23 protein-coding genes, 4 tRNA genes and 1 pseudogene are annotated in these 24,828 nt (G+C 44.9%); 7 read left to right on the top strand and 21 right to left on the bottom strand.

Translation table 11 applies throughout. The features are described from left to right. Nucleotides 1-81 precede the first annotated feature (81 nt). The 5 genes from OIT45_RS06790 to OIT45_RS06770 form a co-directional block, all read right to left on the bottom strand. Nucleotides 82-654, bottom strand: coding sequence for a hypothetical protein (locus OIT45_RS06790; RefSeq protein ID WP_199404742.1), 573 nt, complete (start codon nt 652-654; stop codon nt 82-84). Further along, nucleotides 641-2,050 carry a KxYKxGKxW signal peptide domain-containing protein gene (locus OIT45_RS06785; protein ID WP_199404743.1) on the bottom strand — a complete coding sequence of 470 codons (1,410 nt, stop codon included), beginning with the start codon at nt 2,048-2,050 and terminating at the stop codon, nt 641-643. Before OIT45_RS06785 ends, OIT45_RS06790 begins: the two co-directional genes overlap by 14 nt. 218 nt (nt 2,051-2,268) lie before the next feature. Next, on the bottom strand, nt 2,269-2,862 hold the full coding sequence (gene rpoE, locus OIT45_RS06780; RefSeq protein ID WP_264339946.1) for a DNA-directed RNA polymerase subunit delta: 594 nt from the start codon (nt 2,860-2,862) through the stop codon (nt 2,269-2,271). Between the two features lie 84 nt (nt 2,863-2,946). After that, entirely contained in the window at nt 2,947-3,780 is an 834-nt protein-coding gene (yidA, locus tag OIT45_RS06775; RefSeq protein ID WP_199404744.1) for a sugar-phosphatase, read from the bottom strand. A 12-nt stretch (nt 3,781-3,792) separates the two neighbouring features. Next, on the bottom strand, nt 3,793-5,151 hold the full coding sequence (locus OIT45_RS06770; RefSeq protein ID WP_135798475.1) for an HD domain-containing protein: 1,359 nt from the start codon (nt 5,149-5,151) through the stop codon (nt 3,793-3,795). 113 nt (nt 5,152-5,264) lie between these two features. On the opposite strand from OIT45_RS06770, the gene OIT45_RS06765 reads away from it, so the two are divergent. Then, complete coding sequence (locus tag OIT45_RS06765) at nt 5,265-5,693, top strand: DUF1934 domain-containing protein (protein ID WP_135798476.1); 429 nt, start codon at nt 5,265-5,267, stop codon at nt 5,691-5,693. Nucleotides 5,694-6,030: 337 nt separating this feature from the next. Here OIT45_RS06765 and OIT45_RS06760 read toward each other — a convergent pair whose 3' ends face one another. The 6 genes from OIT45_RS06760 to yycF all read right to left on the bottom strand — a co-directional run bounded on the left by OIT45_RS06760 (nt 6,031) and on the right by yycF (nt 13,087). Beyond that, entirely contained in the window at nt 6,031-7,305 is a 1,275-nt protein-coding gene (locus OIT45_RS06760) for a S1C family serine protease (protein WP_135798477.1), read from the bottom strand. Between the two features lie 81 nt (nt 7,306-7,386). Next, nucleotides 7,387-8,187, bottom strand: coding sequence for an MBL fold metallo-hydrolase (locus tag OIT45_RS06755; RefSeq protein ID WP_135798676.1), 801 nt, complete (start codon nt 8,185-8,187; stop codon nt 7,387-7,389). A 98-nt stretch (nt 8,188-8,285) separates the two neighbouring features. Continuing rightward, complete coding sequence (locus OIT45_RS06750; RefSeq protein ID WP_199404745.1) at nt 8,286-9,098, bottom strand: two-component system regulatory protein YycI; 813 nt, start codon at nt 9,096-9,098, stop codon at nt 8,286-8,288. Then, entirely contained in the window at nt 9,098-10,438 is a 1,341-nt protein-coding gene (gene yycH / locus OIT45_RS06745; protein WP_264339944.1) for a YycH family regulatory protein, read from the bottom strand. Before yycH ends, OIT45_RS06750 begins: the two co-directional genes overlap by 1 nt. Further along, nucleotides 10,416-12,311, bottom strand: coding sequence for a cell wall metabolism sensor histidine kinase WalK (gene walK / locus OIT45_RS06740; protein ID WP_199404747.1), 1,896 nt, complete (start codon nt 12,309-12,311; stop codon nt 10,416-10,418). The genes yycH and walK overlap by 23 nt, the downstream gene beginning before the upstream one ends. Nucleotides 12,312-12,385: 74 nt before the next feature. Then, on the bottom strand, nt 12,386-13,087 hold the full coding sequence (yycF, locus tag OIT45_RS06735; protein ID WP_264339943.1) for a response regulator YycF: 702 nt from the start codon (nt 13,085-13,087) through the stop codon (nt 12,386-12,388). A gap of 167 nt (nt 13,088-13,254) precedes the next feature. Here yycF and OIT45_RS06730 point away from each other — a divergent pair. The 4 genes from OIT45_RS06730 (at nt 13,255) to OIT45_RS06715 (ending at nt 14,134) form a co-directional block, all read left to right on the top strand. Further along, nucleotides 13,255-13,327, top strand: a tRNA-Lys gene (locus OIT45_RS06730). Between the two features lie 164 nt (nt 13,328-13,491). Next, a tRNA-Lys gene (locus OIT45_RS06725) sits at nt 13,492-13,564 on the top strand. A gap of 174 nt (nt 13,565-13,738) precedes the next feature. Then, nucleotides 13,739-13,811: transfer RNA gene (locus tag OIT45_RS06720), tRNA-Lys, on the top strand. Between the two features lie 250 nt (nt 13,812-14,061). Beyond that, a tRNA-Lys gene (locus OIT45_RS06715) sits at nt 14,062-14,134 on the top strand. Between the two features lie 139 nt (nt 14,135-14,273). Here OIT45_RS06715 and OIT45_RS06710 read toward each other — a convergent pair. From OIT45_RS06710 to OIT45_RS06685, 6 genes and pseudogenes are all read right to left on the bottom strand, one after another. After that, nucleotides 14,274-14,747 (bottom strand): hypothetical protein, encoded by a 474-nt coding sequence (locus OIT45_RS06710; RefSeq protein ID WP_199404748.1) that lies wholly within the window; start codon nt 14,745-14,747, stop codon nt 14,274-14,276. 133 nt (nt 14,748-14,880) lie between these two features. Then, nucleotides 14,881-15,123 carry a 30S ribosomal protein S18 gene (gene rpsR, locus OIT45_RS06705; protein ID WP_003608765.1) on the bottom strand — a complete coding sequence of 81 codons (243 nt, stop codon included), beginning with the start codon at nt 15,121-15,123 and terminating at the stop codon, nt 14,881-14,883. Between the two features lie 51 nt (nt 15,124-15,174). Continuing rightward, entirely contained in the window at nt 15,175-15,726 is a 552-nt protein-coding gene (gene ssb / locus OIT45_RS06700) for a single-stranded DNA-binding protein (RefSeq protein ID WP_199404749.1), read from the bottom strand. Nucleotides 15,727-15,803: 77 nt separating this feature from the next. Continuing rightward, nucleotides 15,804-16,103: a 30S ribosomal protein S6 gene (gene rpsF / locus OIT45_RS06695; RefSeq protein ID WP_003608769.1), complete on the bottom strand. Its 300-nt coding sequence runs from the start codon at nt 16,101-16,103 to the stop codon at nt 15,804-15,806. 239 nt (nt 16,104-16,342) lie between these two features. Then, nucleotides 16,343-17,287 (bottom strand): nucleoside hydrolase, encoded by a 945-nt coding sequence (locus tag OIT45_RS06690; RefSeq protein ID WP_199404750.1) that lies wholly within the window; start codon nt 17,285-17,287, stop codon nt 16,343-16,345. Nucleotides 17,288-17,363: 76 nt separating this feature from the next. After that, nucleotides 17,364-18,349: pseudogene (locus tag OIT45_RS06685) on the bottom strand (ribose-phosphate diphosphokinase). A gap of 232 nt (nt 18,350-18,581) precedes the next feature. On the opposite strand from OIT45_RS06685, the gene OIT45_RS06680 reads away from it, so the two are divergent. Both OIT45_RS06680 and OIT45_RS06675 read left to right on the top strand, forming a co-directional pair. Continuing rightward, nucleotides 18,582-19,262 carry a transposase gene (locus OIT45_RS06680; RefSeq protein ID WP_264330024.1) on the top strand — a complete coding sequence of 227 codons (681 nt, stop codon included), beginning with the start codon at nt 18,582-18,584 and terminating at the stop codon, nt 19,260-19,262. Between the two features lie 20 nt (nt 19,263-19,282). Further along, nucleotides 19,283-20,185 carry an IS3 family transposase gene (locus OIT45_RS06675; protein ID WP_264330023.1) on the top strand — a complete coding sequence of 301 codons (903 nt, stop codon included), beginning with the start codon at nt 19,283-19,285 and terminating at the stop codon, nt 20,183-20,185. Nucleotides 20,186-20,253: 68 nt separating this feature from the next. Here OIT45_RS06675 and glmU read toward each other — a convergent pair whose 3' ends face one another. The 4 genes from glmU to zwf all read right to left on the bottom strand — a co-directional run bounded on the left by glmU (nt 20,254) and on the right by zwf (nt 24,762). Beyond that, nucleotides 20,254-21,693 carry a bifunctional UDP-N-acetylglucosamine diphosphorylase/glucosamine-1-phosphate N-acetyltransferase GlmU gene (gene glmU, locus OIT45_RS06670; RefSeq protein ID WP_199404965.1) on the bottom strand — a complete coding sequence of 480 codons (1,440 nt, stop codon included), beginning with the start codon at nt 21,691-21,693 and terminating at the stop codon, nt 20,254-20,256. Between the two features lie 23 nt (nt 21,694-21,716). Further along, complete coding sequence (purR, locus tag OIT45_RS06665; protein ID WP_003608776.1) at nt 21,717-22,571, bottom strand: pur operon repressor; 855 nt, start codon at nt 22,569-22,571, stop codon at nt 21,717-21,719. Between the two features lie 171 nt (nt 22,572-22,742). Further along, nucleotides 22,743-23,216 carry an 8-oxo-dGTP diphosphatase gene (locus tag OIT45_RS06660; RefSeq protein WP_199404966.1) on the bottom strand — a complete coding sequence of 158 codons (474 nt, stop codon included), beginning with the start codon at nt 23,214-23,216 and terminating at the stop codon, nt 22,743-22,745. A gap of 82 nt (nt 23,217-23,298) precedes the next feature. Beyond that, on the bottom strand, nt 23,299-24,762 hold the full coding sequence (gene zwf / locus OIT45_RS06655; protein WP_199404967.1) for a glucose-6-phosphate dehydrogenase: 1,464 nt from the start codon (nt 24,760-24,762) through the stop codon (nt 23,299-23,301). Between the last annotated feature and the right edge of the window lie 66 nt (nt 24,763-24,828).

Genomic DNA, 24,828 nt, shown 5'->3' with positions numbered 1-24,828 from the left:
CTCCTGCCAAAAAAGACGTCAATTCTTGTTAGAAATTGACGTCTTTTAATTATCTAAAATTCGATTCTAAAAATCCGAAAATTAACCGCGACGGCGTGAAGCGACAGCTGCAACACCTAGGGCACCTAGTACACCAAAGGCAGTCAATGCAGCGTTTGACTTAGCAGTTGCAGCAGTATCTGGCAAGTCAACGTGCTTTGCTGATGATGCAACGGTTGCGGCTGAAGCAATCGTCTTAGCAGCTGCTGAGTTAGCAGATGCGGCAGGGGCAGTCATTGATGCATCTGATGATGCAACGGCAGTCTTTACAAGTTCACCGTTGTTTGTTGCGGCATCCTTGGTATCAACTGAGGTAGTCTCACCGTTATCTTTAGTGTCAACAGTGACATCCTTACCATTGTCCTTGTTATCAACGTTAGCGTTTCCGTTAGCATCGTGGTCGTGGTTATCAGCTGACGTAACTGGTTCGTTTGGCACCATATCCGTCTTTGATTGTGGTGCTGCGATTGGTTGCGTGTCCGCTGTTTGGTATTGCATTGGATCGTTTGGCACTACTGCAGTCACAGTCTTGCTTCCGTCGGCGTTAGTAACTGTTCCGGCTGGATCGTTTTCAACACTTCCAGTCCATGACTCGCTACCATCAGCGTTCTTCACAACGTTGGCCGGCTCGTTTGCTACTGAACCAGTTAGTTACTGTCTTGCTTCCATCAGCGTTAGTAATAGTTCCAGCTGGATCGTTTTCAACACTTCCAGTCCATGACTCACTACCATCGGCGTTCTTCACAACATTAGCCGGCTCGTTTGCTACTGAACCAGTAATATTACCATTTTCATCAACGTTCATTCCAGCTGGTGCGTTTGGCACCATCTCTGACTTTGATTCAGGTGCTGCAATTGGTTGTGTGTCTGCTGTTTGGTAGTACACAGGATCGTTTGGAACAACCATTGCCACGTTCTTTGGCGCATCCGCTGGTTGTGTATCTGGGCGTTGAATCTCAGGCGCTGGTGTATTTGGCACCATGTCTGACTTTGATTGTGGCGCTGCGATTGGTTGCGTGTCTGCTGTTTGGTAGTACACTGGATCATTTGGCACTACCATCGCCATGTTCTTTGGCGCATCCGCTGGTTGTGTATCTGGGCGTTGAATCTCAGGCGCTGGTGTATTTGGCACCATGTCTGACTTTGATTGTGGCGCTGCGATTGGTTGCGTGTCTGCCTTTTGGTAGTGGTGACGGTGGTGGCGTCCATTGTAAAAGTTGTGACGCGTCTCCGTGATTTCTACCCAAAAGTCTGACACTGCACGATTGTGGTGCTTGTTGTGGTGCTTGTGGTGCTTGTTAGCAGCTTGCACTGGTGTGTTTGGCACCATATCTGACTTTGATTGTGGTGCAGCAATAGGTTGCGTGTCTGCCTTTTGGTATTGCACTGGATCATTTGGCACTACTTCCGCATTGCTTTGTGGGGCTGCTGCTGGTTGCGTGTCTGGTCGTTGAATCTCGTAAGCTGGTGTGTTTGGTACCATTGCTGATGAGTTTTGTGGCGCAGCGGCTGGTTGCGTATCTGCAGTTTGATATTGAACCGGATCATTTGGCACTACCATTTCCATGCTCTTTGGAGCTGCGGCTGGTTGCGTGTCTGGTCGTTGAATCTCGTAAGCTGGTGTGTTTGGTACCATTGCTGATGAGTTTTGTGGCGCAGCAGCTGGTTGCGTATCTGCAGTTTGATATTGAACCGGATCATTTGGCACTACCATTTCCATGCTCTTTGGAGCTGCGGCTGGTTGTGTGTCTGGTCGTTGAATCTCAGGTGCTGGTGTGTTTGGCACCATCGCTGATGAGTTTTGTGGCGCAGCGATAGGTTCTGTGCTTGGTGTTTGATAGTGGTGACGGTGGTGGTGTGCACTCAAAGCCATCACACCTTGTGGTTGATCTGCAGATGGCGTTACAGTATCTGCGTTAGCAACAACCGTTGCGCCACCCATAGCAGCAACTGAAATAGCGGCAGCAACTACCCATTGCTTACCTGCTTTGTACATCTTCTTACGTTCCATGACGTATCCCCTCCAAATATATGTGGAAAATATAGTATTTATTACAAAAACTATGTTATACGCCTGAATTTTAATTTGTGATGTACTTCCTTATATAGTTGTTCCGCCTGTCTCAACTAACTTTTTTGAAAAATATAAATAAAATTGTCGGCATTAACTCGCCGTTATTTTGCAAAATAAAAAAGCGCGCATCACTGCTCGCTTTTTTATCGATAATATTATCGCTCGATGTCACCTGAACCGTAGTCGTCATCGACTGGTGCAATGCCACCGATTTCTTCGCCGATACCACCAGCAACTTCGTCATTACCGAAATCATCTGATAAATCGTCATCATCGTCGTCATCTGCATCATCATCGTCTGAATCAGCAGCTGCCGTCTCGTCTTCGTCTTCAACTTCACCGAAGTCGTCGTCTTCAGGATCATCATCGTTGTAGTCGATAACATCGTCATCATCCGCAACGTCTGCCAAAAAGGCGTTGATCTTCTTACGCTTCTTCTTCTTTGGTTGACCTTCTTCTTCTTCAAGATCCAAGTGAACGGCTTCATCAATTGAGTCGATTGGGTACCATGAACGTAGTCCCCACATGTTATCACCCAATGAAATGAATGAACCGTCAATATTCAAATCAGTGTAGAATTGTGCCAAGCGCGCACGAATCTCTTCATCTGACTTACCAGTGAATGATTGTACTTCATTCAACAAGTCGTTAAACGCCATGGTGTCATGACGGTCAGACAAAATCGCACGAGCAACTTCAATCATTGAAAGCTCAGCCTTATTTTGGCCGTCAAATTGTGTTAATGCCAAATCACTGCACGTCCTTTCGCGGTCTTACTCAATGTCTTATCTTACAATATTTCAGCCGTTTCGGCAAATGTTATTCTTCGGAAATTAAGCTAGTTCTGGTACATCACGTCCCAAAACCCACTTTTCAACAGCCACACCAACACCATCCGTGTTTTGTGTCGTTGTTTCGACGTCAGCTACCGCCTTCACTTCTGGGACAGCGTTTCCCATTGCAACGCCCAGTCCGGCCGCCTCAATCATCGTGATATCGTTTTGTTGATCGCCGAGAGCCATCGTCTCAGATTGATCAATACCCAACTTATCTGCCAACGTCAACAAGCCACTCCCCTTCGTCGCGTCTTTATGCATGAACTCCAAGTGTTGTGGCGTTGACTTCACAATATAGTATGCTTCCTTAACGTCGTTTGGCAAAGCATCTCGCCAAGCATCAATGTCAGCTTCATCCCCAATGAACATAAACTTGACGTAGTGATCATTTGGGTCCATTTCATCGACCGGCTTGATGAATAATGGCATCTTAATCAAAAAGTTCTCACGACTAGCCCAGTAGTTAATTTCCTTGGCTGACGTATAAGCGGCATCAATCGTTTCAACCTGCAGGTAAGCGCCCAACTCATCGGCAACCTCGCGCAAACGTAGGTAGTCTGAGTAAGCTAGTTCCTTACCACCAATTTCTTCCCCATTAGTCGTCTGCACAACACCACCATTGTACGTAATCGCATATTGATCATCTTGGTGATTTAAGCCCAACTCATCCAAATATTCTTGAACTCCTGGCAAAGGACGACCTGTCGTCAAAACAACCTTCACACCTTGCGCGGTTGCTTCTTGTAGCGCCGCCTTCACACGTGGTGTCACTTGCTTCGCTGTATTAACTAGCGTGTCATCAATATCAATCGTAATCAACTTAATTGCCATATTTTATTCCCCTTATTTTTCACTCGGCGTTACCAACGTCTCGTTGTGCACGTAACGTTGGAATTCAGCATACAACGGTGCCATTACATCATCAACCGCTTGCGTATTCATCATCTCACGCGGGAAGAAGAAGCGGGCGTTTCCGAAAATGCGACCAGTCATCGCTGCCACCAATGCACTTTGCGTTGATAGTTCAAACAGCTCCCCCGCCGGCTGCATCATTTCAATCTGTGTACGTGGTTTCTTATCACTTGGATTATACGCATCATATGGCAAGTCATAACTGTCGTTTTCAGCAGTGTAATAACGTTCGTCAAAACCAGCCGATGCAATTAATTTTGTAATCGCTGGTAGCAAGCCACGCGCTGAATCCTCAATCAAAATTGACTTCAACGGCTTACGGTCCAAGAAACGGGTTGCCAAATCTGCCAAAATCGCATCATCTGCTAAACGCCACTCACTAATGTTAGCCAACATGACTGAATCATCCAGCATCAAGTATTGGGCGAGTGTAAAGTCGCCAGCAAACAACGGCATCAGCGCTGGTGAGATGAAACTCGTTGAAATTCGTGAATCCGTCTTGCTCTCATCGTATAAAAACTTTGCGCGTTCTAGCAAGTGCTGCAACAGCACTTCAAACGAACGTGACACTGGGTGGAAATAAACCTGCACGTACATTTGATAACGTGACACCACGTAATCTTCCACGGCATACATTCCCTTTTGATCAAAAGCAATCCCACCCTTGTATGGACGCATCACGTGAATGATACGAGCCAAGTCAAACTCACCATACGTCGCACCAGAGTAATAGGCATCGCGCAACAAGTAATCCATACGGTCAGCGTCAATTTGACTAGAAATCAATTGCACCACTTGTGGATTTTCATAAGTCTTACCAATAACACTCGCTACCTTAGCCGGAAAATCAGGTGCCACTTGTCGCAAAACTTGATTAATCTCAGTCTCCGGCGACAAAATAATCTGTTGTGTGTACGACTCATGATCCGTATTGAAAATGTGTTCAAACGTGTGTGAGTATGGGCCGTGACCTAAATCGTGAAGCAAAGCTGACGTTAACAGCAACAAACGCTCACTTGGATCCCACAACCCATCACCCGGTTCCTGAGTTGGATAAAACTTTTCTAAATGGTCAGCAAACTGACGTGCAATTTCATACACACCTAGCGAGTGTGAAAAACGCGAGTGCTCAGCGCCGTGAAAAACGGCACTAGCTACGCCCAATTGCTTAATTCGTCGTAGTCGTTGAAATTCAGACGTTCCAATTAAATCAAGAATAACTTGATCTTGGACACGAATAAAATTATGTACCGGGTCACGAAAGACCTTTTCCTTTACTTCTGTCGTCATAAGTCGAACCTTGATTCCTTCCCTATTTCCGAACTACTGATTCGTTACTTACATTATAACCTAGAAATACCTGTATAATAGAAGCAATAGGCTTATTGAAGGAGGAAATTTGTATGGCAGATTCAGCCAATGGATATCCAGTAACATTGAAATTAACTACCGTCATCCGTCAAGAAGGTGACGAAGAGACATTTACGTTCGAAGAAGCTGGCACCATCACCCCCATGGGCGAAACGTTGTACCTACGTTACATCGAACACCAAGCAGGTTTAGAAACGCCGGTTACATTCAAGTTGACCCCAGCTGGTGAAGTATCATTAAAGCGTTCTGGTCAAAGCGACGTGCGCTTGCAGTTCGCAACGGACGCTACAATTCCAACGCGTTATGTCACGCCACAAGGCTCAATGTCAATTGATGTCCGCACAAATGATTTGAAAACCGTCCTTACTGATGATTTCGGTCACATTAACGTCGCCTACTCACTACTCGCTGGTGAAACGTTGCTAGGTGATTATTCACTTGAGCTTCACTTTGAAAAGTAGCACGAAAAAGCCTCGCCAATGCAATAACTCATTAGCGAGGCTTAATTTTTGGCATAAAAAAAGACCATCGTGCAAGAGGGGGAACGCAACGATGGTCCGCCGCCGGCTACTATCGCAACCAGCGAGGGGGGTGTTACATACTTTGGGGAAATATGTAACGCTTCATGTACTTTGGGGAGTAATGAAATCCACTAGGAACAGCGGATATGTATAATATATCTAATCCGTGTGAACAACGTGTAAAAAAAGTGTTTCAATTAGTTAACAGAACTAACAAATCATAAGCTAAGTGTTGCAAAAAAGGGACTACCTAGGTAGTCCCTTCCATTTTTCCCGACTAATTTGACTCAGATGATGATGTTAATGAGCTCGTTGTCTTCGTTAACTTAGCATCAACCGTCTTTGCCTTACCATCGCGGTAGTATGTAATCTTGATAGTATCGCCAACCTTGTGCTTATACAAGGCATCACGCAAATCACCAGACCCCGTAATGTCGGTATCATCAATCTTCGTAATGACATCATACTTCTTCAATCCAGCTTCAGCAGCTGCTGAACCATCAGTCGTGCCCATCACCACAACACCGCCAGAAACGCTAGTTGGCAAGTTCAAAACACTCGATTGATCAGACGTTGAGACATTGCTCAAGTCAACCATCGTCACACCAAGTGCAGGGCGCTCCACCTTACCATTCTTTTCCAATTCGTTAATGATGCTTACAACCGTATCTGATGGAATTGCAAATCCCATTCCTTCGACAGATGTTCCGTCAGATGATGATGCCAGCTTCATCGAGTTGATTCCTACTACTTGACCAGCTAGGTTAACCAACGGTCCACCCGAGTTACCTGGGTTAATGGCTGCGTCAGTTTGAATAACCGTCGCCTTACCAAGTGAGTTACCACTCTCATCCGTGGCATCAACTTCACGCTTGGTTGCTGAAATAATGCCTTCAGTTACTGACGTTGCATATTCAGACCCTAATGGTGACCCAATTGCCAACACTGATTGTCCTGGCTCAATCTTTGATGAGTCAGCAAAGTCCGCCACTTCAGACACCTTAGCTGAATCCACCTTCAAGACCGCCAAGTCGGTTTGCTCATCAGTTCCAACCAATGTCGCCGTCAGCTTTGTACCGTCACTCAACAAAACTTGCAATGCGTTTGAACCAGCTACCACGTGATTATTCGTCACGATGTAAGCCACACCACCTTGTTTCTTGTAAATGACACCAGATCCTTCAGACGCTGTTTGCAAATCCGAAGAGTCGCTATCCTTACTTGAGCTATTACCGTAATCGCTCGTCAAGCCGCCAAACATTGAATCCCCCAATGATTGTTGCTTCTGCAAGTTAATCACTGATACAACCGCACCTGAAACCGTGTTAAAGGCCTTTGTTGCGTCAGATGTTCCCTTCACATTTGAATTGCTAACTTTAACCGGCGTCGTCTTGCCGGTCGTCACCGTTGATGGTGCCAGCATGCCTGAGTTGTTCAAGTAGGCAACTCCCCCTGCTGCCGCACCACCACCAATCAAACCAGCTACCAAACCAACAATTGCGATTTTCATCGTTGATGACTTGCCACCACTACGTTTTTCATTTTCAATCATGGGTAACCCCCTCCATATTATCTCTGATTATTTACTCATATTGTAACGGCTATCCCTTTAAGACGTCTTAAGAAAGCTTTCTTAAATATCCAATAATTTCGTTGCCTGCGCCGGATCGGTATCAAACAGATTGAAATCATGTCCAACCCCAAAGTCATGTTCTTCCAGCACTGATTGAACCGTCAAATGAGCTAATGGCTTTTGATTATTCTCTTGACTCAAGTGCCCCAAGAAAACATTCTTCGTCCGGTTTCCCAAAATTTCGGTCAACGCCAATGCACCGTCTTCATTGGACAGGTGCCCTTGATCACTCAAAATGCGTTGCTTTAAATTCCAAGCATAACCACCCATACGCAGCATTTCATAATCGTGGTTCGCTTCCATCAACACAGCATCGGCATTCCGAATTGTGCCAACAATGCGGTCATTAACGTAACCTGTATCCGTCAACATCGCAAACGTCTTATTGTCGTGATGGAATGCATAAAACTGCGGGTCAGCCGCGTCGTGAGAAACACTAAAGCTCTCGACATCCAAGTCACCAAACAGCTTTGTCTGACCTGCTTCCAGAATATTCATCTGCTCTGGCTTAATTTTACCAATCTTACCCGCCATCGCATCCCACGTCTTCGCATTTGCATAGACGTCAAAGCCATACTTGCGTGCCAACACACCAACACCTGCAATGTGGTCACTGTGTTCGTGTGTCACAAACAAAGCATCAACATCCGTCAACGACCGACCGATTTGATTCATCAACCCATCAATCTTTTTACCCGATAAACCAGCATCAACCAGCACCTTATGTGTCGGCGTTTCAATGTACGTAACATTTCCCTTACTGCCAGAGGCCAACATTGACACATGAAAATCACTTGCCATTTCTGCCATCCCCATTCTTTTTTATTATCTACAAAGAAAAAACGCCACATGACAAAAGAGTCACGTGGCGTTTCGTCGTTATCTATTCTAACACGTCATTATTTCATTAAGGCGCCATTCAGCGCATTGATTCGTAATAACGTCGTGTTGCCAGTACCATCCGTCACCGAAAAAATCCACGCTGGTACAAAAATCGTATCATCACCAACTGTCGTCAGTGGTGCATATCCCATGTGACTCCAATTCAACTTACCATTATTTGGAATTTCATTATATTGATAAGCGCCAATTAACGCTTTTTCTTCCGAAATCAACGTGGTTGAATCACGCAACACTTGGGCATTCGAAACGTATGTTTGGGTATATCCCTTTAAATCGTGATTCTTATCCAACAAGAATCTGATTTGCGCACGTGACGTCATAAATTGGCGTCGGTTCGTCATTTTCTGCGTATAGACCACCATTGCCGAATTATCCGAATCATTATTCGCATACTCCGTCAATTTTGCATCATACACATACTGGGCACCCGCAATCACTTGCGTTTTGTCGTCAACCAACTTTTGTAGCGATTTGCGTACATCTGATCGGGACGTTCCCATAAACACCGGCTTATCTAACGTTGCCGTTAGTTGTTTACCCGTAAGCTTGGTTGACCAGCGCTTGTCTAAACTATCCATATTAGCCTTAAGAAATTCATCGCCATCTTGCCCACCAATATAGGCGCCAGTTTGAGAATCAGTGTCCAACTCACCAACCTGAATGCCATCGCTCTTCATTTCTGATAGGATACTTTCCGTTGCCGTTGGATTTGCGGCTGGTTGGTGAATTTGGAACCATTGGAAAGCCAAAAAGATATCGATAGCCACAAAAACCACTAAGAAAGTCGCTAAGATTTTTTTGAAATCCATCAGTTCGCTCCTCCTTGATTCTCAGCTAGCTTATCATTAACCGCTTGCCAGGTGTTGCCGACTTCAAAGTACCACTCGGGCTGCAACGTCACGATATTTTGATTGGTATCTGACACCCAGCGATAACCGTAAGCCATATTCGTAATCGACTTCTTTGGCACACCAGCGCCAGCCAATTTCTTAATCACCTCATCCGAGGTCGGCAGCGTCACGCGAACATTATTGTCCGCTGGCAACGGCACTTGCAATGAATACTGTGAAAAATCAATTTCTTGGTGGCGACTATCGTGTTGCTTCATTTGAACCGTACCGTAAGCGGTTTGGTTGAAAATTGGTAGTCCATTAACATAAAGACGATAAATCAAGTGACGTCCCATGTCATGACTTTCAAAAAAATAAATATTGTCAGGAATTTGGTGGATTCGAACCAACCAGTCATACCCCTTAGCCATACGTTGATTAAACGTCTTACCTAAATCAGATACATCATATGCGTCATACTTCGCTACACCAGAAACCGTATCCACCGTCATTTGCCGTGATACTCCGTCATTGTACGTCAACGTATTGCCGTTGCGATTTGCACTTGGCGTCGTCGTACCGGCAAAGAGCGCGGACAAATAATTATTCGTTGCATTCGTTTCCATCAGATAGCTATATGAACGTAATGAGACTGACTCGAGCGCATCAGTCAATACACGCTTACCGTTAAGTTCAAACTTAACCTTCACGCGTTCGTCACTCATCTTAAAACTGTCTAACGACTTAGCAGCATTTTTAACCGCATACCGATAAATCGTCCGATGTTTATCGTCCATAAACAATATTTCGTTCTTAGACTCTTGCGGCACCCGAATGCGATTGATTTCAGCATTGGCCGGCAAATCAACATCGTTCGTCATCAGTTGATTAACTACTCCACCTGCAACGGCATCAGGGAAACTCATCAATACAGTTCCCTTTTTAGACAATGTTTTGAGGTATTCAGCGTCCGTCAGCTTTTGCTTTGTATAATCGCCAACTTCCCAGGTCGTCAAACGCTTAATCATTTTCGTGGTCGTCGGGCGATAATCAATAACTGAATATTGCACATTATCTTCGTTGTACACCAGTTGATCAAACCCATATAGGTCCGTTAAAGACTTTGAGGCAACCACTTGCTGCGTCGCATCCGCATTACTTTTATCATGATTTAAGTCACGTCCCGGACTACGCCACAAACTAACTGACAATGCGATACTAATACCAATCGCCAGAATCAGCATCACTACTAAGCCAAAACGACGGAATAGTACTTTGAAACGATAATGTAGTCGATTAATCATCCCATTCACCATCATCCCACTCGTCTTCCGCTGGATCGTAAGCTTCATATGGCAATGAAATTGAGAACGTTGACCCCTTACCTTCAGAAGAGTCTACCCAGATTTTACCGCCAAAGCGTTCGATAATTTCCTTTGAAATGGCAAGGCCCAAACCAGTTCCACCTTGGGCACGTGAACGCGCCTTATCAACACGGAAGAAACGGTCAAAAATGTGACCCAAATCCTTCTTCGGAATTCCCAAACCTTGGTCAGTAATGCTTAGCACAACCTCAGTCTTACGATCAATCATGCGAGCTGTAATAACACCACCATCAGGTGAATACTTGATGGCATTGTTCATAATGTTATCCACAACTTGGGTGAACTTCGATGTATCCAACTCAACCCAAATTTGCGAATCCGTAATTTCGCGCTTGATTGTGTAATACTTTTCAGGCTTATCATCATTCGCAATAATCATATCGAATCGGTTCAAAATGTAGTTGAACAATTCGCCAACGTTGACGTATTCCGTCTCCAACTTCATCGTACCCGAGTCCATTCGTGATAGCTCAAGCAAGTCGTTAATCATGTGAATCATACGGGTTGTTTCGTCTTGGGCAACCGCCAAGAAACTCTTGGCAACTTCCGGATCCTCAATCGCGCCTTCTTGCAACGCGTCGACGTATGACTTTACAGAAGTCAACGGCGTGCGCAATTCGTGTGAAACGTTCGAAACGAATTGGCGACGCTCTTCTTCGATGCGCTGTTGCTCAGTAACGTCGTGTAGCACGATAACCAGGCCAGAAATGAACCCTGATGCGCGCTGAATCAAACTGAAGTAAGCACGGATAATCAATTGACGTTCATCGTTACTGAAATCGAGCAACAATTCATCTTGGTTATCAAGCAACTCACGCAAATTATAACGATCAGCAATTTGCAAAACTTCCAAAATTGATTGACCCAAGGCCACATTGCTGTCTTCCATACCCGTCATTTGCAACGCAGCCGTATTAATGATGTTAATGCTTCCACGACGGTCGGTGGCAATAACGCCATCAGTCATGTGTTCCAACACGGACTCCAAACGGCGGCGTTCAAACTCAGTTGAGTTCGTCGTTTCTTCGATTCGAACCGCTAACGCATTAACATTTTCAGCCAATTGCCCAATTTCGTCGTTTGAACGAACCAAAATACCACCGGAGTAATCTCCCTGCGCAATGCGCGTGGTGCGATCATTGATTTCGGCAATCGGCTTCGTCAAACTACGTGAAATAATCACGGCCATGACCACACCCAAGACCACCGCTAACAATGATGCTGAGAAGTAAATCAACGAGATGTGATTCAAGTTGTCATACGTCGTTTCAAGACTTGCGCGCACTTCAACAACACCAACAATGTTACTTTCTCCACCCGACGAACTTACCAACGGCTTTACAACCACCTGATAACGAACACCAGAACGTTCTTCAATCGGGTTCTTGGTGTACTTCCCACCAGCCAGTGCTGCCTTAACGTTAGCATCGGTTGTTTTTTGCCCAACTTCATCTTGAGCATTGATATCACTCGTACCGCGAATAATACCTGATGAATCAATTACCTCAATCTCTGAAATTGAGGCATTGTTAATTGACGTTAGAATAGTGTGGATATCACTATTCGCCTTCGTTTGGTCTGTGCTAATCAATTGCTGTGTTAGCGAATCATTCACATAAGCCGGCAACGCGATTTGCGTTCTAAACGTTGCCAAATTTTGTTGTTCCAAACGTTTAACGAAGAATGCCCCGACCAGTTCCAACGTTACTAACAGCGTCAGCGTAAATACCAACGCAATTTTAAAATGGATTGAAGAAAAAAACTTCCGCCACCTTTTTTGCTCTGTCAATTCTTCAAAATCTGCCATCGCGTTTTTAATACTCCCAAATTCAATTAAAAAAATAGCGCCATGCCAATCGGCACGGCACTAACCAGTCTGCTTTATTCTTCTGAAGCCTTCAAATAGTAACCGACACCACGACGTGTCATCAAAATTTGTGGGTGACTTGGCGTTTCTTCAATCTTTTCACGAATACGACGCACCGTCACATCGACCGTACGAACGTCCCCAAAGTAATCGTAACCCCAAACCGTTTGCAACAAATCGTCACGCGTCATAACTTGACCAATGTGCTTAGCCAAGTGGTGCAACAATTCAAACTCACGGTGTGTCAATTCAATATCTTGACCGTTCTTAGATACCATATATGCGTCAGGGTGAATCGTTAGGGCACCAATCTTGATATCCCCACTATCATCCATGACATTTTGACCAGCAACTGGCGCTTGGCGGCGCAAGTTAGCCTTGATACGTGCCAACAACTCTCGGTTTGAGAATGGCTTTGTAACATAATCATCAGCACCCATCTCAAGACCCAAAACCTTATCGATTTCTAAATCCTTGGCTGTTACCATGATAACGGGCGTTTGTGACTTCGTGCGAATTTGGCGTAGGACTTCGGTTCCTTCAAGCTCAGGCAACATTTGGTCTAGCAAAACTAGATCAGGTTCTTCGCTCTCAAAAAGATCCAACGCCTCTTGACCATCCATGGCCACGACAACGTCGTATCCTTCCTTTGTCAAATTAAACTTGATAATATCTGAAATTGGCTTTTCGTCATCGACGACTAAAATTTTACTCATCTGTTCTTTATCCTCCCAGTGGCGGGTATCTTGTAACTATTGTAGCATGTTACAATGTTTTCGTAATCTTTCAGAAACAGAAAACATTTATTTTACAAAAAAGGGTTGCAAAACATTCATATACTTGTTATTATATTATCTGTTGTTGAGGCAACGAAAAGAATTATGGGCAGATAGCTCAGTTGGTAGAGCAACGGACTCTTAATCCGTGGGTCCAGGGTTCGAGCCCCTGTCTGCCCATCCCATAACCACCAGGTCATTTGATCTGGTGGTTTTCTTTTTACATCAACGTTAATTTCAGGTTCGTCATGAAAAAAACGTTTTTTATTCAAAAAAGTGTTGCATTCATTTTCATATGGTGGTATATTTATATCTGTTGTTGAGAGACACAAAGAGAATTACATGGGCAGATAGCTCAGTTGGTAGAGCAACGGACTCTTAATCCGTGGGTCCAGGGTTCGAGCCCCTGTCTGCCCATCCCATAACCGCTAGGTCGTTTGATCTAGCGGTTTTCTTTTTGCATTCTAGCTTGTCCGCTGCACTAAAATACCTCCCACCACTCTTTTTAAAACTTTTTCAAATAAAACACTTGCACAGTGTCGAAAATTCTGGTATATTAATATCTGTTGTTGAGGCAACGAAGAAAATTATGGGCAGATAGCTCAGTTGGTAGAGCAACGGACTCTTAATCCGTGGGTCCAGGGTTCGAGCCCCTGTCTGCCCATCCCATAGCCGCTAGGTCATTGACCTGGCGGTTTTCTTTTTGCCATTTTATCAGAGCAGCCAGCAATCTCAACATGGCGAGATTTATTGTATCGCCCCCTAGGTTGTTTGATCACAGCAGTTATCACTCTGTCTAAAACCTCCGACATTCCCAGTCTACTCTATGATCACTTTTTTCAAACAAAACGCTTGCATGCTTACTAATTATCTGGTATTATTAATTCTGTTGTTGAGGCAACAAAGAAAATTATGGGCAGATAGCTCAGTTGGTAGAGCAACGGACTCTTAATCCGTGGGTCCAGGGTTCGAGCCCCTGTCTGCCCATCCCATAACCGCCAGGTCATTGACCTGGCGGTTTTCTTTTTGCCATCATGCACAAAAGCCGGTTCGCGTTCTGCGTAACCGGCTTTTTTCACAGTGGCTGTCGGTCTAAAGCCTCCGACATTCCCCAGTCTGCTTTATATTACTTCGCTGCAGCAATCTTCTCATCGAAGTTCAGTGTCAACAAACCTAAATCAATCAATGATTCGATTTGATCTTCGTTCGCTTCGCCCGGGAACTTTGCTTCTAATTCATTTTGGTACGTGTCTACATAAGTATCTTCAAACGCATCACGGATGTCTTCAGCTGAACCCGTTTGAATAATGCCACCCTTTTGATCAGCAATAAACTTGTCCAAGTCACTCTTCAAGCGATCAACAACTTCTTGTTCTGATGGCAAGGCCACTGACGTTGCCGTTCCAGAAGTAGTCGACGATGATACGCCAGAACTTGTTGATGAAGACTTTGCGATTGATTCTGAATACGAACGTGCAACACTCGACTCATATTGACGTTCAAACTTTCCCTCTTGATGCTCGTTGTACACATTCATACCAACCGCCCCCAAGATTAGCGCTACAATCGCCACTACACCACCGATAAGCCACTTCTTCATAAGTACGCTCCTTTCCCATGTTTGCCCGAGAATACCGCACAAACGTGTCAGAAAAGCCATGAAAGCATAAAAAAAGAGTGAACCAGCAATGCTGATTCACTCTTTTAAAGGTTGTTACTAAAAGCGTATGCTATTAGTCTTCTGCAACGAATGGCAAAAGACCCATAACACGTGCACGCTTGATAGCAGTCGTCACCTTACGTTGGTTCTTAGCAGACGTACCCGTCACACGACGAGGCAAGATCTTACCGCGTTCTGAGATGAAACGCTCCAACAATTCAGTGTCCTTGTAATCCACGTATTCAATGTGGTTGGCTGCGATAAAGTCAACCTTACGACGACGGCGAGGGCCGCCACCACGACGTTGTTGTGCCATGATTAATTCCTCCTGATAGACTTATGTCGTTAGACAATTAGATATATCAACTTAGAATGGTAGATCATCGTCAGAGATATCAACCTCTTGACCACCACCGAAAGGATCATTTGATGGTTGTGAAGGTTGGTTACCGCCAAACACGTTGCCATTTGATGATGATGAACCACCGAATGGGTTTTGTGCTGGTGCAGCATTGAAGCCGCCTTGGTTGCCACCTTGTTGACCACCGCCGAAGTTGTTGCTTGCACCACCGTTTTGTGAACGGCGTTGTTCGCTTTCAGCTCGACTCTCCAACAATGAGAAGTTATCAACGACAACTTCCGTTACATAAACACGTTGACCTTGTTGGTTCTCGTAGTTACGAGTTTGCAAGCGACCTTCAACCGCCACCAATGACCCCTTAGAGGTAAAGTTAGCAAAGTTTTCAGCCGACTTACGCCAGATAACGGCGTTAATAAAGTCGGTCTCACGCTCACCATTAGCGTTAGTAAACTGACGGTTAACAGCTAGTGAGAAAGTTCCGACAGCAGCACCTGAAGTCGTGTAACGCAATTCAACGTCACGCGTCAAGCGACCAACCAGAACAACACGATTAATCATATGGAAAGTCTCCTTTCAATCGGTCTTAATGACCTGCAACTAAGTCAATAAAAAATGTTAGACAATTAAGCTAACAATTACTCAGCTGATGCAAAGTCGCGCTTTACAACCATGTGACGCAAGATATCTTGTGAGATCTTTGCCAAACGATCAAATTCGTTGATGGCTGCGTCATCTTCTGCAGTAAAGTTAACGATGTGGTAAGTACCCTCACGGTAACCTGCAATTTCGTATGCAAAACGACGTGATGACCAGTCCTTAGACTCTGCCACCGTTGCACCGTTGTCCGCCAAGATCTTGTCGAAACGCTCAACCAATGCCTTCTTAGCATCAGCGTCCATGTCAGGGCGAATGATGTACGTCAATTCGTATGCCATAATAACTTCCTCCTTTTGGTCTATGGCCGACTTCCTGCCGGCAAGGAGAGCTGTTGAAATTTAATTCAACATAACTCACAAGAACTAAGTTTACACGCGATACAAACGTTTTGCAAGTGAAATATCCATTATAAATTCACGTCATACCGCGTGTCATACGCTTTCATGCTGATAAAACCAACAAACTAATTCGCTTGATAAATAGCAAAAAAGCACGACTTTCATCGTGCTTAGTTAGCTTACTTAAACAATGCAGTCGTGTAGTTCATGAAGCGCTCCAAGTAGAACGGCTCATCAACGGCAACAGCAGCAAAGTTATTCTTGTGTGGATCACGCAAACGAGATGGGTCACCAATCGTGCGACCATCTTCCGGCGTTACCATCATGTTTAGTGGCAACAACGTTACCAAATTTGGGTCAACCGCAACACCAACAGCTAGTGGATCGTGCAATGCAGCCCCAGCCTTGTTGATATCCAAGTTGTAGTAAGCGTCAATGTAGTAATCGAAAATATCGGCGAAAACGCGTCCCTTTTCTGTTCCCAAATCACGCCATACTTGCGTTTCCTTCTTCGTCAACAACGTTTGCAACGTGACATCCAAGCCAACCATCACAAGGTGCTTAGCGTGCTTAAAGACATAGTCAGCCGCTTCTGGGTCTTGGTTGATATTCGCCTCAGTATATGGCGTAACGTTTCCAGGCACAACAAGCGCCCCACCCATCAACGTTACATTACCAATCAAGTTTTCAATTTCAGGATCCTTTTGGTAAGCCTCAGCCAAGTTAGTCAAAGGACCAGTTGGCACAATCACCAAATCATCAGCATACTTGTGAGCAGCTTCAATGATGAAGTCAACTGCAGTTTGCTTTTCAACTGAGCGACTTGGCGTTGGCAATTCAACATCCCCGATACCATTCTTACCGTGGATATCCATTGAAACTTGCATTGTTTCAAAGTTATCAGTCGTTGATGAGTGTGCAGCCCCGATAAATACTGGCACATCTTCGCGTCCCAACAACTCAAGCAACTTCAACGTGTTCTCACCCGCCGTGTTAACTTGCGTGTTACCAAATGATGAAACAACCCCAATCAAATCTGAATCCGGCGTTGCCAAAGCGTATGCCAACGCCAAAGCGTCATCAACACCAGTGTCCAAATCCAAAATCATCTTCTTCTTTGCCATTAGAATATCCCTTCTTTATAGAAAAAGCACTGCCCTAAATTAGTATTAGAACAATGCTTTAAAAACTCAAATTCTGTTAGTCGACCGTGCGGTGGAAACGGTTCTTGAACAATGGAGATACCGCTTGGTTCTCATTGATACGCTTAATCGCTTCACCAATCAATTCTGCAGTCGTCACTTGCACCAACTTAGGGAACTTCTTCTCTTCAGGCAAGTTAATTGAGTCAGTTACGATAACCTTCTCAAAGACTGAGTTTTGCAAGTTGTCGACAGCTGGCCCTGAGAAGACCGCGTGTGTTGCCACAACGTAGACTTCAGCAGCCCCTTCATCCTTCAACTTTTGTGCACCTTGTGAAATAGTTCCACCAGTGTCAATCATGTCATCAATCATAATCGCGCGCTTACCCTTAACATCACCGATGATGTTCATGATTTGCGCCACGTTCGCCTTAGGACGACGCTTATCAATAATTGCGATAGGCTCTTGTGAACCCAACAATTCAGCCAATGCACGTGCACGTGTTACACCACCGTGATCAGGTGACACAACAACTGTGTTGTCATCAGCAATACCAGACGTGATTAGGTAGTCGGCCAACAAAGGCGCACCCATCATGTGGTCAACAGGAATGTCAAAAATCCTTGGATTTGCGCAGCGTGCAAGTCCAAAACCAAGACACGTGTTGCACCAACCATCTCAAGCATGTTGGCTACCAACTTAGCTGAGATAGGTTCGCGTGAACGAGCCTTACGATCTTGACGGGCATAGCCATAGTAAGGCATAACCACGTTGATTGACTTTGCACTTGCACGGCGCAAAGCGTCAATCATAATCATCAACTCCATCAAACTATCGTTAACGGGTGCTGACGTTGGTTGGATAACGTACACGTTATCACCACGTACTGACTCTTCGATGTTGATTTGGATTTCACCGTCACTAAATCGTGCAATGTTAATTTGTGACAATTCCACGCCAATTGAAGCGGCAATCTTTTCTGCCAAAGGCTGATTGCTGCTCAATGAAAAAATCTTCAAATGCGGATCCGCATAAGTCGCCATGTTGTCCTCCATAGACACATCACTGTGTTCCTCAAGTGTTCAATAGTTACATTGTACAGTTTTTTTACATATTCTTCAACGAATACGCCGTGCAGTTTTCCGAACACTTTCATATTCTCTTCAAAGTTCGTTAACGAAAAAAGCGACACCACAAACATGGTGCTATAGTCCCCTAGAGGTTGACGGAAGAAATAATATAAATTTCTTCCGTCAACTTCTAGGGGATTTTTCTATGTCTAGATCAAAATATTCACCTAAAGAGAAATTGAAGATGATTGAATCGTATCAAAAGTCTTCTTTATCTATGAGAGCCTTCGCTTTATCGAATAATGTCGGGCTGAATGCATTGCATAACTGGTTGCGGTTATACGCTAATTTCGGTATGGAGGGGCTTAGCGAATCACAAGATAATCAAAAATATTCTAAGGAATTTAAGCGTAAAGTTGTGCAAGCTTACTTGTCTGGTGAAGGAACATTACGAGAATTGACACGACGATTCAAACTACGTAGTGATAGTCAAATATCTGATTGGGTTTCAAAGTATAATGGGAATCAAGAACTGCGTTCTTCAGGCGCAGGTACAAGGAGAGTTACCATGGCATCACGCAAGACAACATTCGAAGAGCGAGTTGAAATCGCAACATACGCAATCGAACACGACCGCAACTTCACCCATAGTTCAGAGGAGTTTAAAGTAAGCTACCAACAAGTCCGCTCATGGGTATTGAAGGTTGAAGCTGGTGGATTCGAAGCGTTGCGTGATGGCCGTGGTCGAAAGAAGACAGCAGACGAGTTATCAGAAATGGATAAGCTCGTTCTTGAGAATAAGCGTCTAAAGGCTGAGTTAAAGGCCCAACAGATGAAGTTAGACCTAGCAAAAAAATTACAAGAGATTCTAAGCAAAGGCAGGTAACTGTAAACCGGGTCGCTAACGTGCTGTTGTACGAAGCAATGCATGCACTTCATGAGGAAAATCCAGCGGCATATCCTATTTATCAATTAGCCGAGGCCGCCGAAGTATCTAAGCAAGCGTATTATAAGTGGCTTAGGCGGTCTGAAACGGCGAATGATCAACTAAACCAACTCGTGATGGAGAAAATCAGAGGCCTTGATGAAGCTCATAAGCACAACCTCGGGGTAAAGCGAATGACGATGTACATCAATCTTGATGAAGAAATTTCTCAACGTATCAACCACAAACGCGTTCGTCGTTTGATGCATATCGCCGGTATCCGTGCGGATATCCGAGAGAAGAAGCACAACCATATTAAGACAAATGAAATGTACATCACTGATAACGTGATGAATCAGGACTTTACTGCCTTAGCGCCTAATCAGAAGTGGGCAACTGATATGACTGAATTGCGCTACGGCGCAAACCTAGAACACACACTTAAACTTTCAGCCGTGATTGATTTATACGGTACGTACGTTCTTTCATTTAACGTAAGCGAAACAGAAACTTCAGCTGCAGCTGTCCAAACTTTTCAGCGCGCATATCGAATTAGCGGGCATCCACGACATGTTTTAGTGCATTCAGATCGTGGCGCAGCGTATACTTCTGGTGCTTTCAAAAACTATCTAAGGCGACACAACGCTCATCGCAGTATGTCTCGCCCGGGAACACCATACGACAACGCCATCATGGAGAAGTTTTGGAATGACTTCAAAGTCGAATGGTGGGATAAGCAACACAGTTTCACATTCAAGGAAGCAGTTAAGGCAATCAAAGCAGGAATTGATTACTTCAACTTGATTCGACGTTCGGAAACTATAAATGGCCATACCCCGGAAGAATTCCGGAATATGGCCATTTACGGCGGTGCGAGCGCCTAGTTAAATTTTATATTATTTCCACCGTCAACTTGACGGGGCCTAGTACATGGTATCGCTTTCATTAATCATTACTTATTTTCAAAAAAGGCATCCCAAGCAGCCTTTGCATCGCGCTTTGCTGATTCAGTATCATCAAACTTTTCATGCAATGGTGTACGGTTCCAGAAATCATACTTCGTCACTTGACGCGTACGAGCGATTCCCATGGCGTGCGTTGGCACATCATCCGTAATCGTTGAACCGGCAGCGATAAAGGCTTCGCTACCAATATTAACTGGGCCAACAATCTTAGAGTTTGAACCGATAAAGGCACGGTCGCCAACGTTTGAGTGCCACTTGTGCAAACCATCGTAGTTAACGAAGATTGACCCGGCCCCGATGTTAACATCCTTACCAATCGTGGCGTCACCAAGGTATGACAAGTGGCCCATCTTTGAACCCTTACCCAAGTGGGCCTTCTTAACCTCAGTAAAGTTACCGGCGTGCGCTTCAACATCCAAGTATGCAGCTGGACGCAAGTGAGCAAACGGACCAACCGTTGCACGCTCGCGAATTTCAGCTTCTTCAAAGTGTGAAGCGTCCACTTGTGCACCGTCAGCCACAATTGAATCAACCAAACGTGAGCCCGTCGTAATCAAAACGTTAGAACCAATTTGCGTCTTACCCTTCAAGTAAACGTTAGGCTCAATAACAGTATCGTTACCAATCGTAACATCGACATCAATGTACGTATTTGCTGGGTCAATCAACGTCACACCATTGCGCATGTGCATTTCATTGACGCGGTCGCGCAAAACCTTGTTTGCGCGGGCCAAAGCAACACGGTCGTTAACGCCCATTGATTCATCAAAGTCATCCATCACAAACGCCCCAACCGTGTGGCCTTCGTTACGCAAAATCTCCAACGTATCTGGCAAATAGTATTCACCTTGTGCATTGTCATTCGTCACTTGCTTCAAGCTACTGAACAACAATTGGTTATCAAACACATAAACACCTGTGTTGATTTCATTTACTGCCGCTTCTTCTGGTGTTGCATCCTTTTGCTCAACGATGCGGACAACATTGCCGTTTTCATCACGAATAATGCGACCGTATCCAGTTGGATCAGGCGCAATTGCAGTCAAAACGGTCACTGCGTTCCCTGATTGCTCGTGGAAATCAAACAACTTGTTAAACGTATCAACCGTAAACAAAGGCGCATCCCCAGAACCAATCAACGTCATTCCCTCGGCATCACCAAGTTGTGGCTCAGCCATTTGAATAGCGTGGCCTGTTCCCAGTTGCTCTGCTTGCAAGGCAAATTCTGAACGACCAGCCAATGCAGCTTCAACGCGTTCAGCACCGTGGCCAACCACCGTAACAATCTTCTCAGCGTCCGCCGCTTGAGACGTTTCCAAAACCATCTCAACCATTGGCTTACCGCCGACTTCGTGTAGCACCTTAGGTAGGTCAGACTTCATACGAGTCCCCTTACCAGCCGCTAAAATAATGACAAAACGTTGCATCTATCTTTCTCCACAAATAAACTTTAATCAGCAGAAGTGGCGTCAGCAGGTGATCCACCACCGTAGATTTCTTCAGCGTAATTTCCAGGCTTCACCTTGATAATGCCATCATCCTTGTTCGTATCAACATGAACCAAAGACGTGTACTTATCAATAACGCGGTGTTCAACGCGGCCTTCAGCCACGACAGCAACACCAACAACTTGACCTTCGAATTCCTTAACCAAAGAAGCCATCCCTCGAATTGTACCACCAGCCTTCATGAAGTCGTCGACAATAAGGACACGAGATCCCATTGGCAACGAACGGCGTGACAACTCCATCTTCTCAAGACGTTGTGATTGACCAGTTACATAGTTAACTGACATCGTAGGCCCTTCAGTAACCTTGGTGTCGTTACGGACAATCACAAATGGCACGTTCAACTTTTCAGCAACGGCTTGTGCAACTGGTACACCCTTCGTCGCAGCCGTCATAACCGCGTCGATTGGCTCGCGCAAGTATTGCGTGGCAATCAAACGACCGATGCGTTGCAAGAACCAAGGCTGTCCCAACAAATCTGACAAATAAACATAACCACCAGGCAAGACACGCGTCTCGTCATCAATGGCGTTTACCAATGAAGCAACAAATTCTTCTGCTTCAGTTTCAAGCATGTATGGCGTAAAGCGCGCACCACCAGCGGCACCTGGAATCGTCTCCAAAAGACCAATTCCACGCTCCTGGAAAGTGCGCTTCAAAATCGTCAAGTCTTCAGAAATTGATGACTTGGCGCTTTCATATAATTCTGCAAATTGTGTCAAAGACACCAGCGTACGTGGGCGCTCCAACAAGTAGCGCGTCATATCGACCAAGCGATCACTGCGTCGTGTTTTCATATCTCATTAAACCTCGAACGTTCGGTAATTTTTATTATTGTGAGTTAATTATAACACGTTCGTTCATGTAAAAACCTGAAAATAGGTTTAAAACCGAAATTACAAAAAAATCACGTGGGTTTTCCACGTGATTTTCGGACGTTCGGGTTTTTAAGTTAATCGTTTAACTAATTATTGCCAAGAAATCGTTCGTTCCTCACCATTAACTCGGGCACCTAAAGCCAATTCATTAATCTCAGGTTGGTCAAACACCGGCAGCATCTCAGCAAACGTATTTGGTAACACATAGCGCCCATCGAGCAACTTTTCACGCGTTGTCCAGAAGATTTCACCTTCACGACCTGAGTGAATTGTCCCTGAATACTCAGTCGCCTTGTACAAAAAGACAATGTAGCGGGCCCCATTGTCTAGTGGCCATTCTTTAATTCCCATCAATTGTGGGTTCGCAATCTCCAAACCGGTTTCTTCACGCGCTTCACGAAAGACAGACTGCGTCACCGTCTCCCCGATTTCAACGTGACCACCAGGAAACGTCACGCCCGGCCACTTTGGATTTTTACGATCCTCAACTAGCACTTCATGTGTCTCTGGATTCTCAATCATAATCATGTTCGTTAACTCAATCGGTGTGTATCGATCTGCCATTACCACTCACTCCTTTTTGTGACAAAAACAGCCCAGCTGACAAACTGCCAACTGAGCTGTTAAAAAATCGTTTTCTAGCGAATTAACCCTTGAAGACCCATTCGTTGCCATCCTTAGCCAACAAATCGTTTGATGCTTCTGGTCCCATTGAACCTGAAACATAGTTAGGGAATTGCTCACGTGTTGCGTCCCAAGCTTCTTGGATTGCATCCACGAACTTCCAAGCAATCGCCACACCGTTCCAGTCAGCAAAGTTAGAACCGTTACCGTCCATAGCGTCGTGAATCATGCGCTCGTATGGCTCTGGCGTCAACTTCTTGTCTTCGTCTGAAACCGTCCAGTTCAAGTTAACGACACGCGTCAAGAATTCTGACGTCACGTCCTTAGCATTAATCTTGAACTCGATACCACCCTTTGGATCAATCAAAATCGTCAAAACAGGGTTTGCCAATTCAACGTCGCCGCCGAAGATGTTCAAGCCCTTCTTGAAGACAACATCGACACGCGTTGACTTAGCGGCCAAACGCTTTCCTGAACGGATGTAGAATGGCACGCCTTCCCAACGATCCATCTCGAATTGCAACTTACCAGCCACAAACGTGTTGTTTTGTGAATCCGCTGGCACGTCCATTTCGTCCAAGTACTTCTTTTGTGTACCATCGGCTGATTCACCGTATTGTCCACGCACGAAGTTCTCAGCAACCTCTTCACGGTTGTAAATCTTCAATGAGTTAAAGGCTGCGTTCTTAGCGGCACGGATATCAACGTCCTTAAATGACGCTGGCTTTTCCATGGCCAACCAACCAACAATTTGCATCGTGTGGTTTTGAATCATATCACGCAAAGCACCGGCCGTATCGTAGTAACCGGCACGTTCCTCAACACCCAAAACTTCTGACAAAGTAACTTGGATGTTTTCGATGTAGTCCTTGTTCCATGTAGCGTCAAACAATGGGTTACCAAAGCGGACGGCAGCAATGTTTTGAACCATTTCCTTACCTAGGTAGTGGTCAATACGGAAGATTTGGGCATCATCAAAGGCTTCTGACAATTCGTTTTGCAAGTCCTCGGCAGTTCCAAATGATGTTCCAAATGGCTTTTCAATCATCAAACGGTTGTACTCACCGTTTTCAGTAATCAAACCTTCTGACTTCAAGTACTTAGCAACCGTTCCGAAGAAACGTGGGGCAACTGACATGTAGAAAATGCGGTTACCCTTCAAGCTGTACTTGGCGTCCAATTCGTTGTTCAAGTCCAACATAGCGGCATAACCGTTTGCATCAGTAATGTCTTGTTGGATGTAGTAGAAGTGAGAAATGAATTCTTCAGCATTTGCTTGATCTTCAACGAAGTCAGCAATTGATTCGCGAACCATTTCGTGGAACTCTTCAGTCGTCAACTCTTGACGGGCCGTACCGATAACGGCAAAGTGCTCTTGCAAGAAGCCCTTCTTAAACAAGTTGTACGTTGATGGGTACAACTTACGCTTAGCCAAGTCTCCAGTTCCACCGAAGAATGTCAACAATGTTGTAATTTCTGCAGGCACGATGAATGCTCCTTTACTCTCAAAAAATCGAAATAATCACTAGTTGTATAAGTTCAAATCAGTAAC

The sequence above is a fragment of the Weissella sp. LMG 11983 genome (assembly GCF_025908495.1).
Lineage (GTDB): Bacteria > Bacillota > Bacilli > Lactobacillales > Lactobacillaceae > Weissella > Weissella fermenti.
This window is presented reverse-complemented; position numbering and strand designations above follow the sequence as displayed.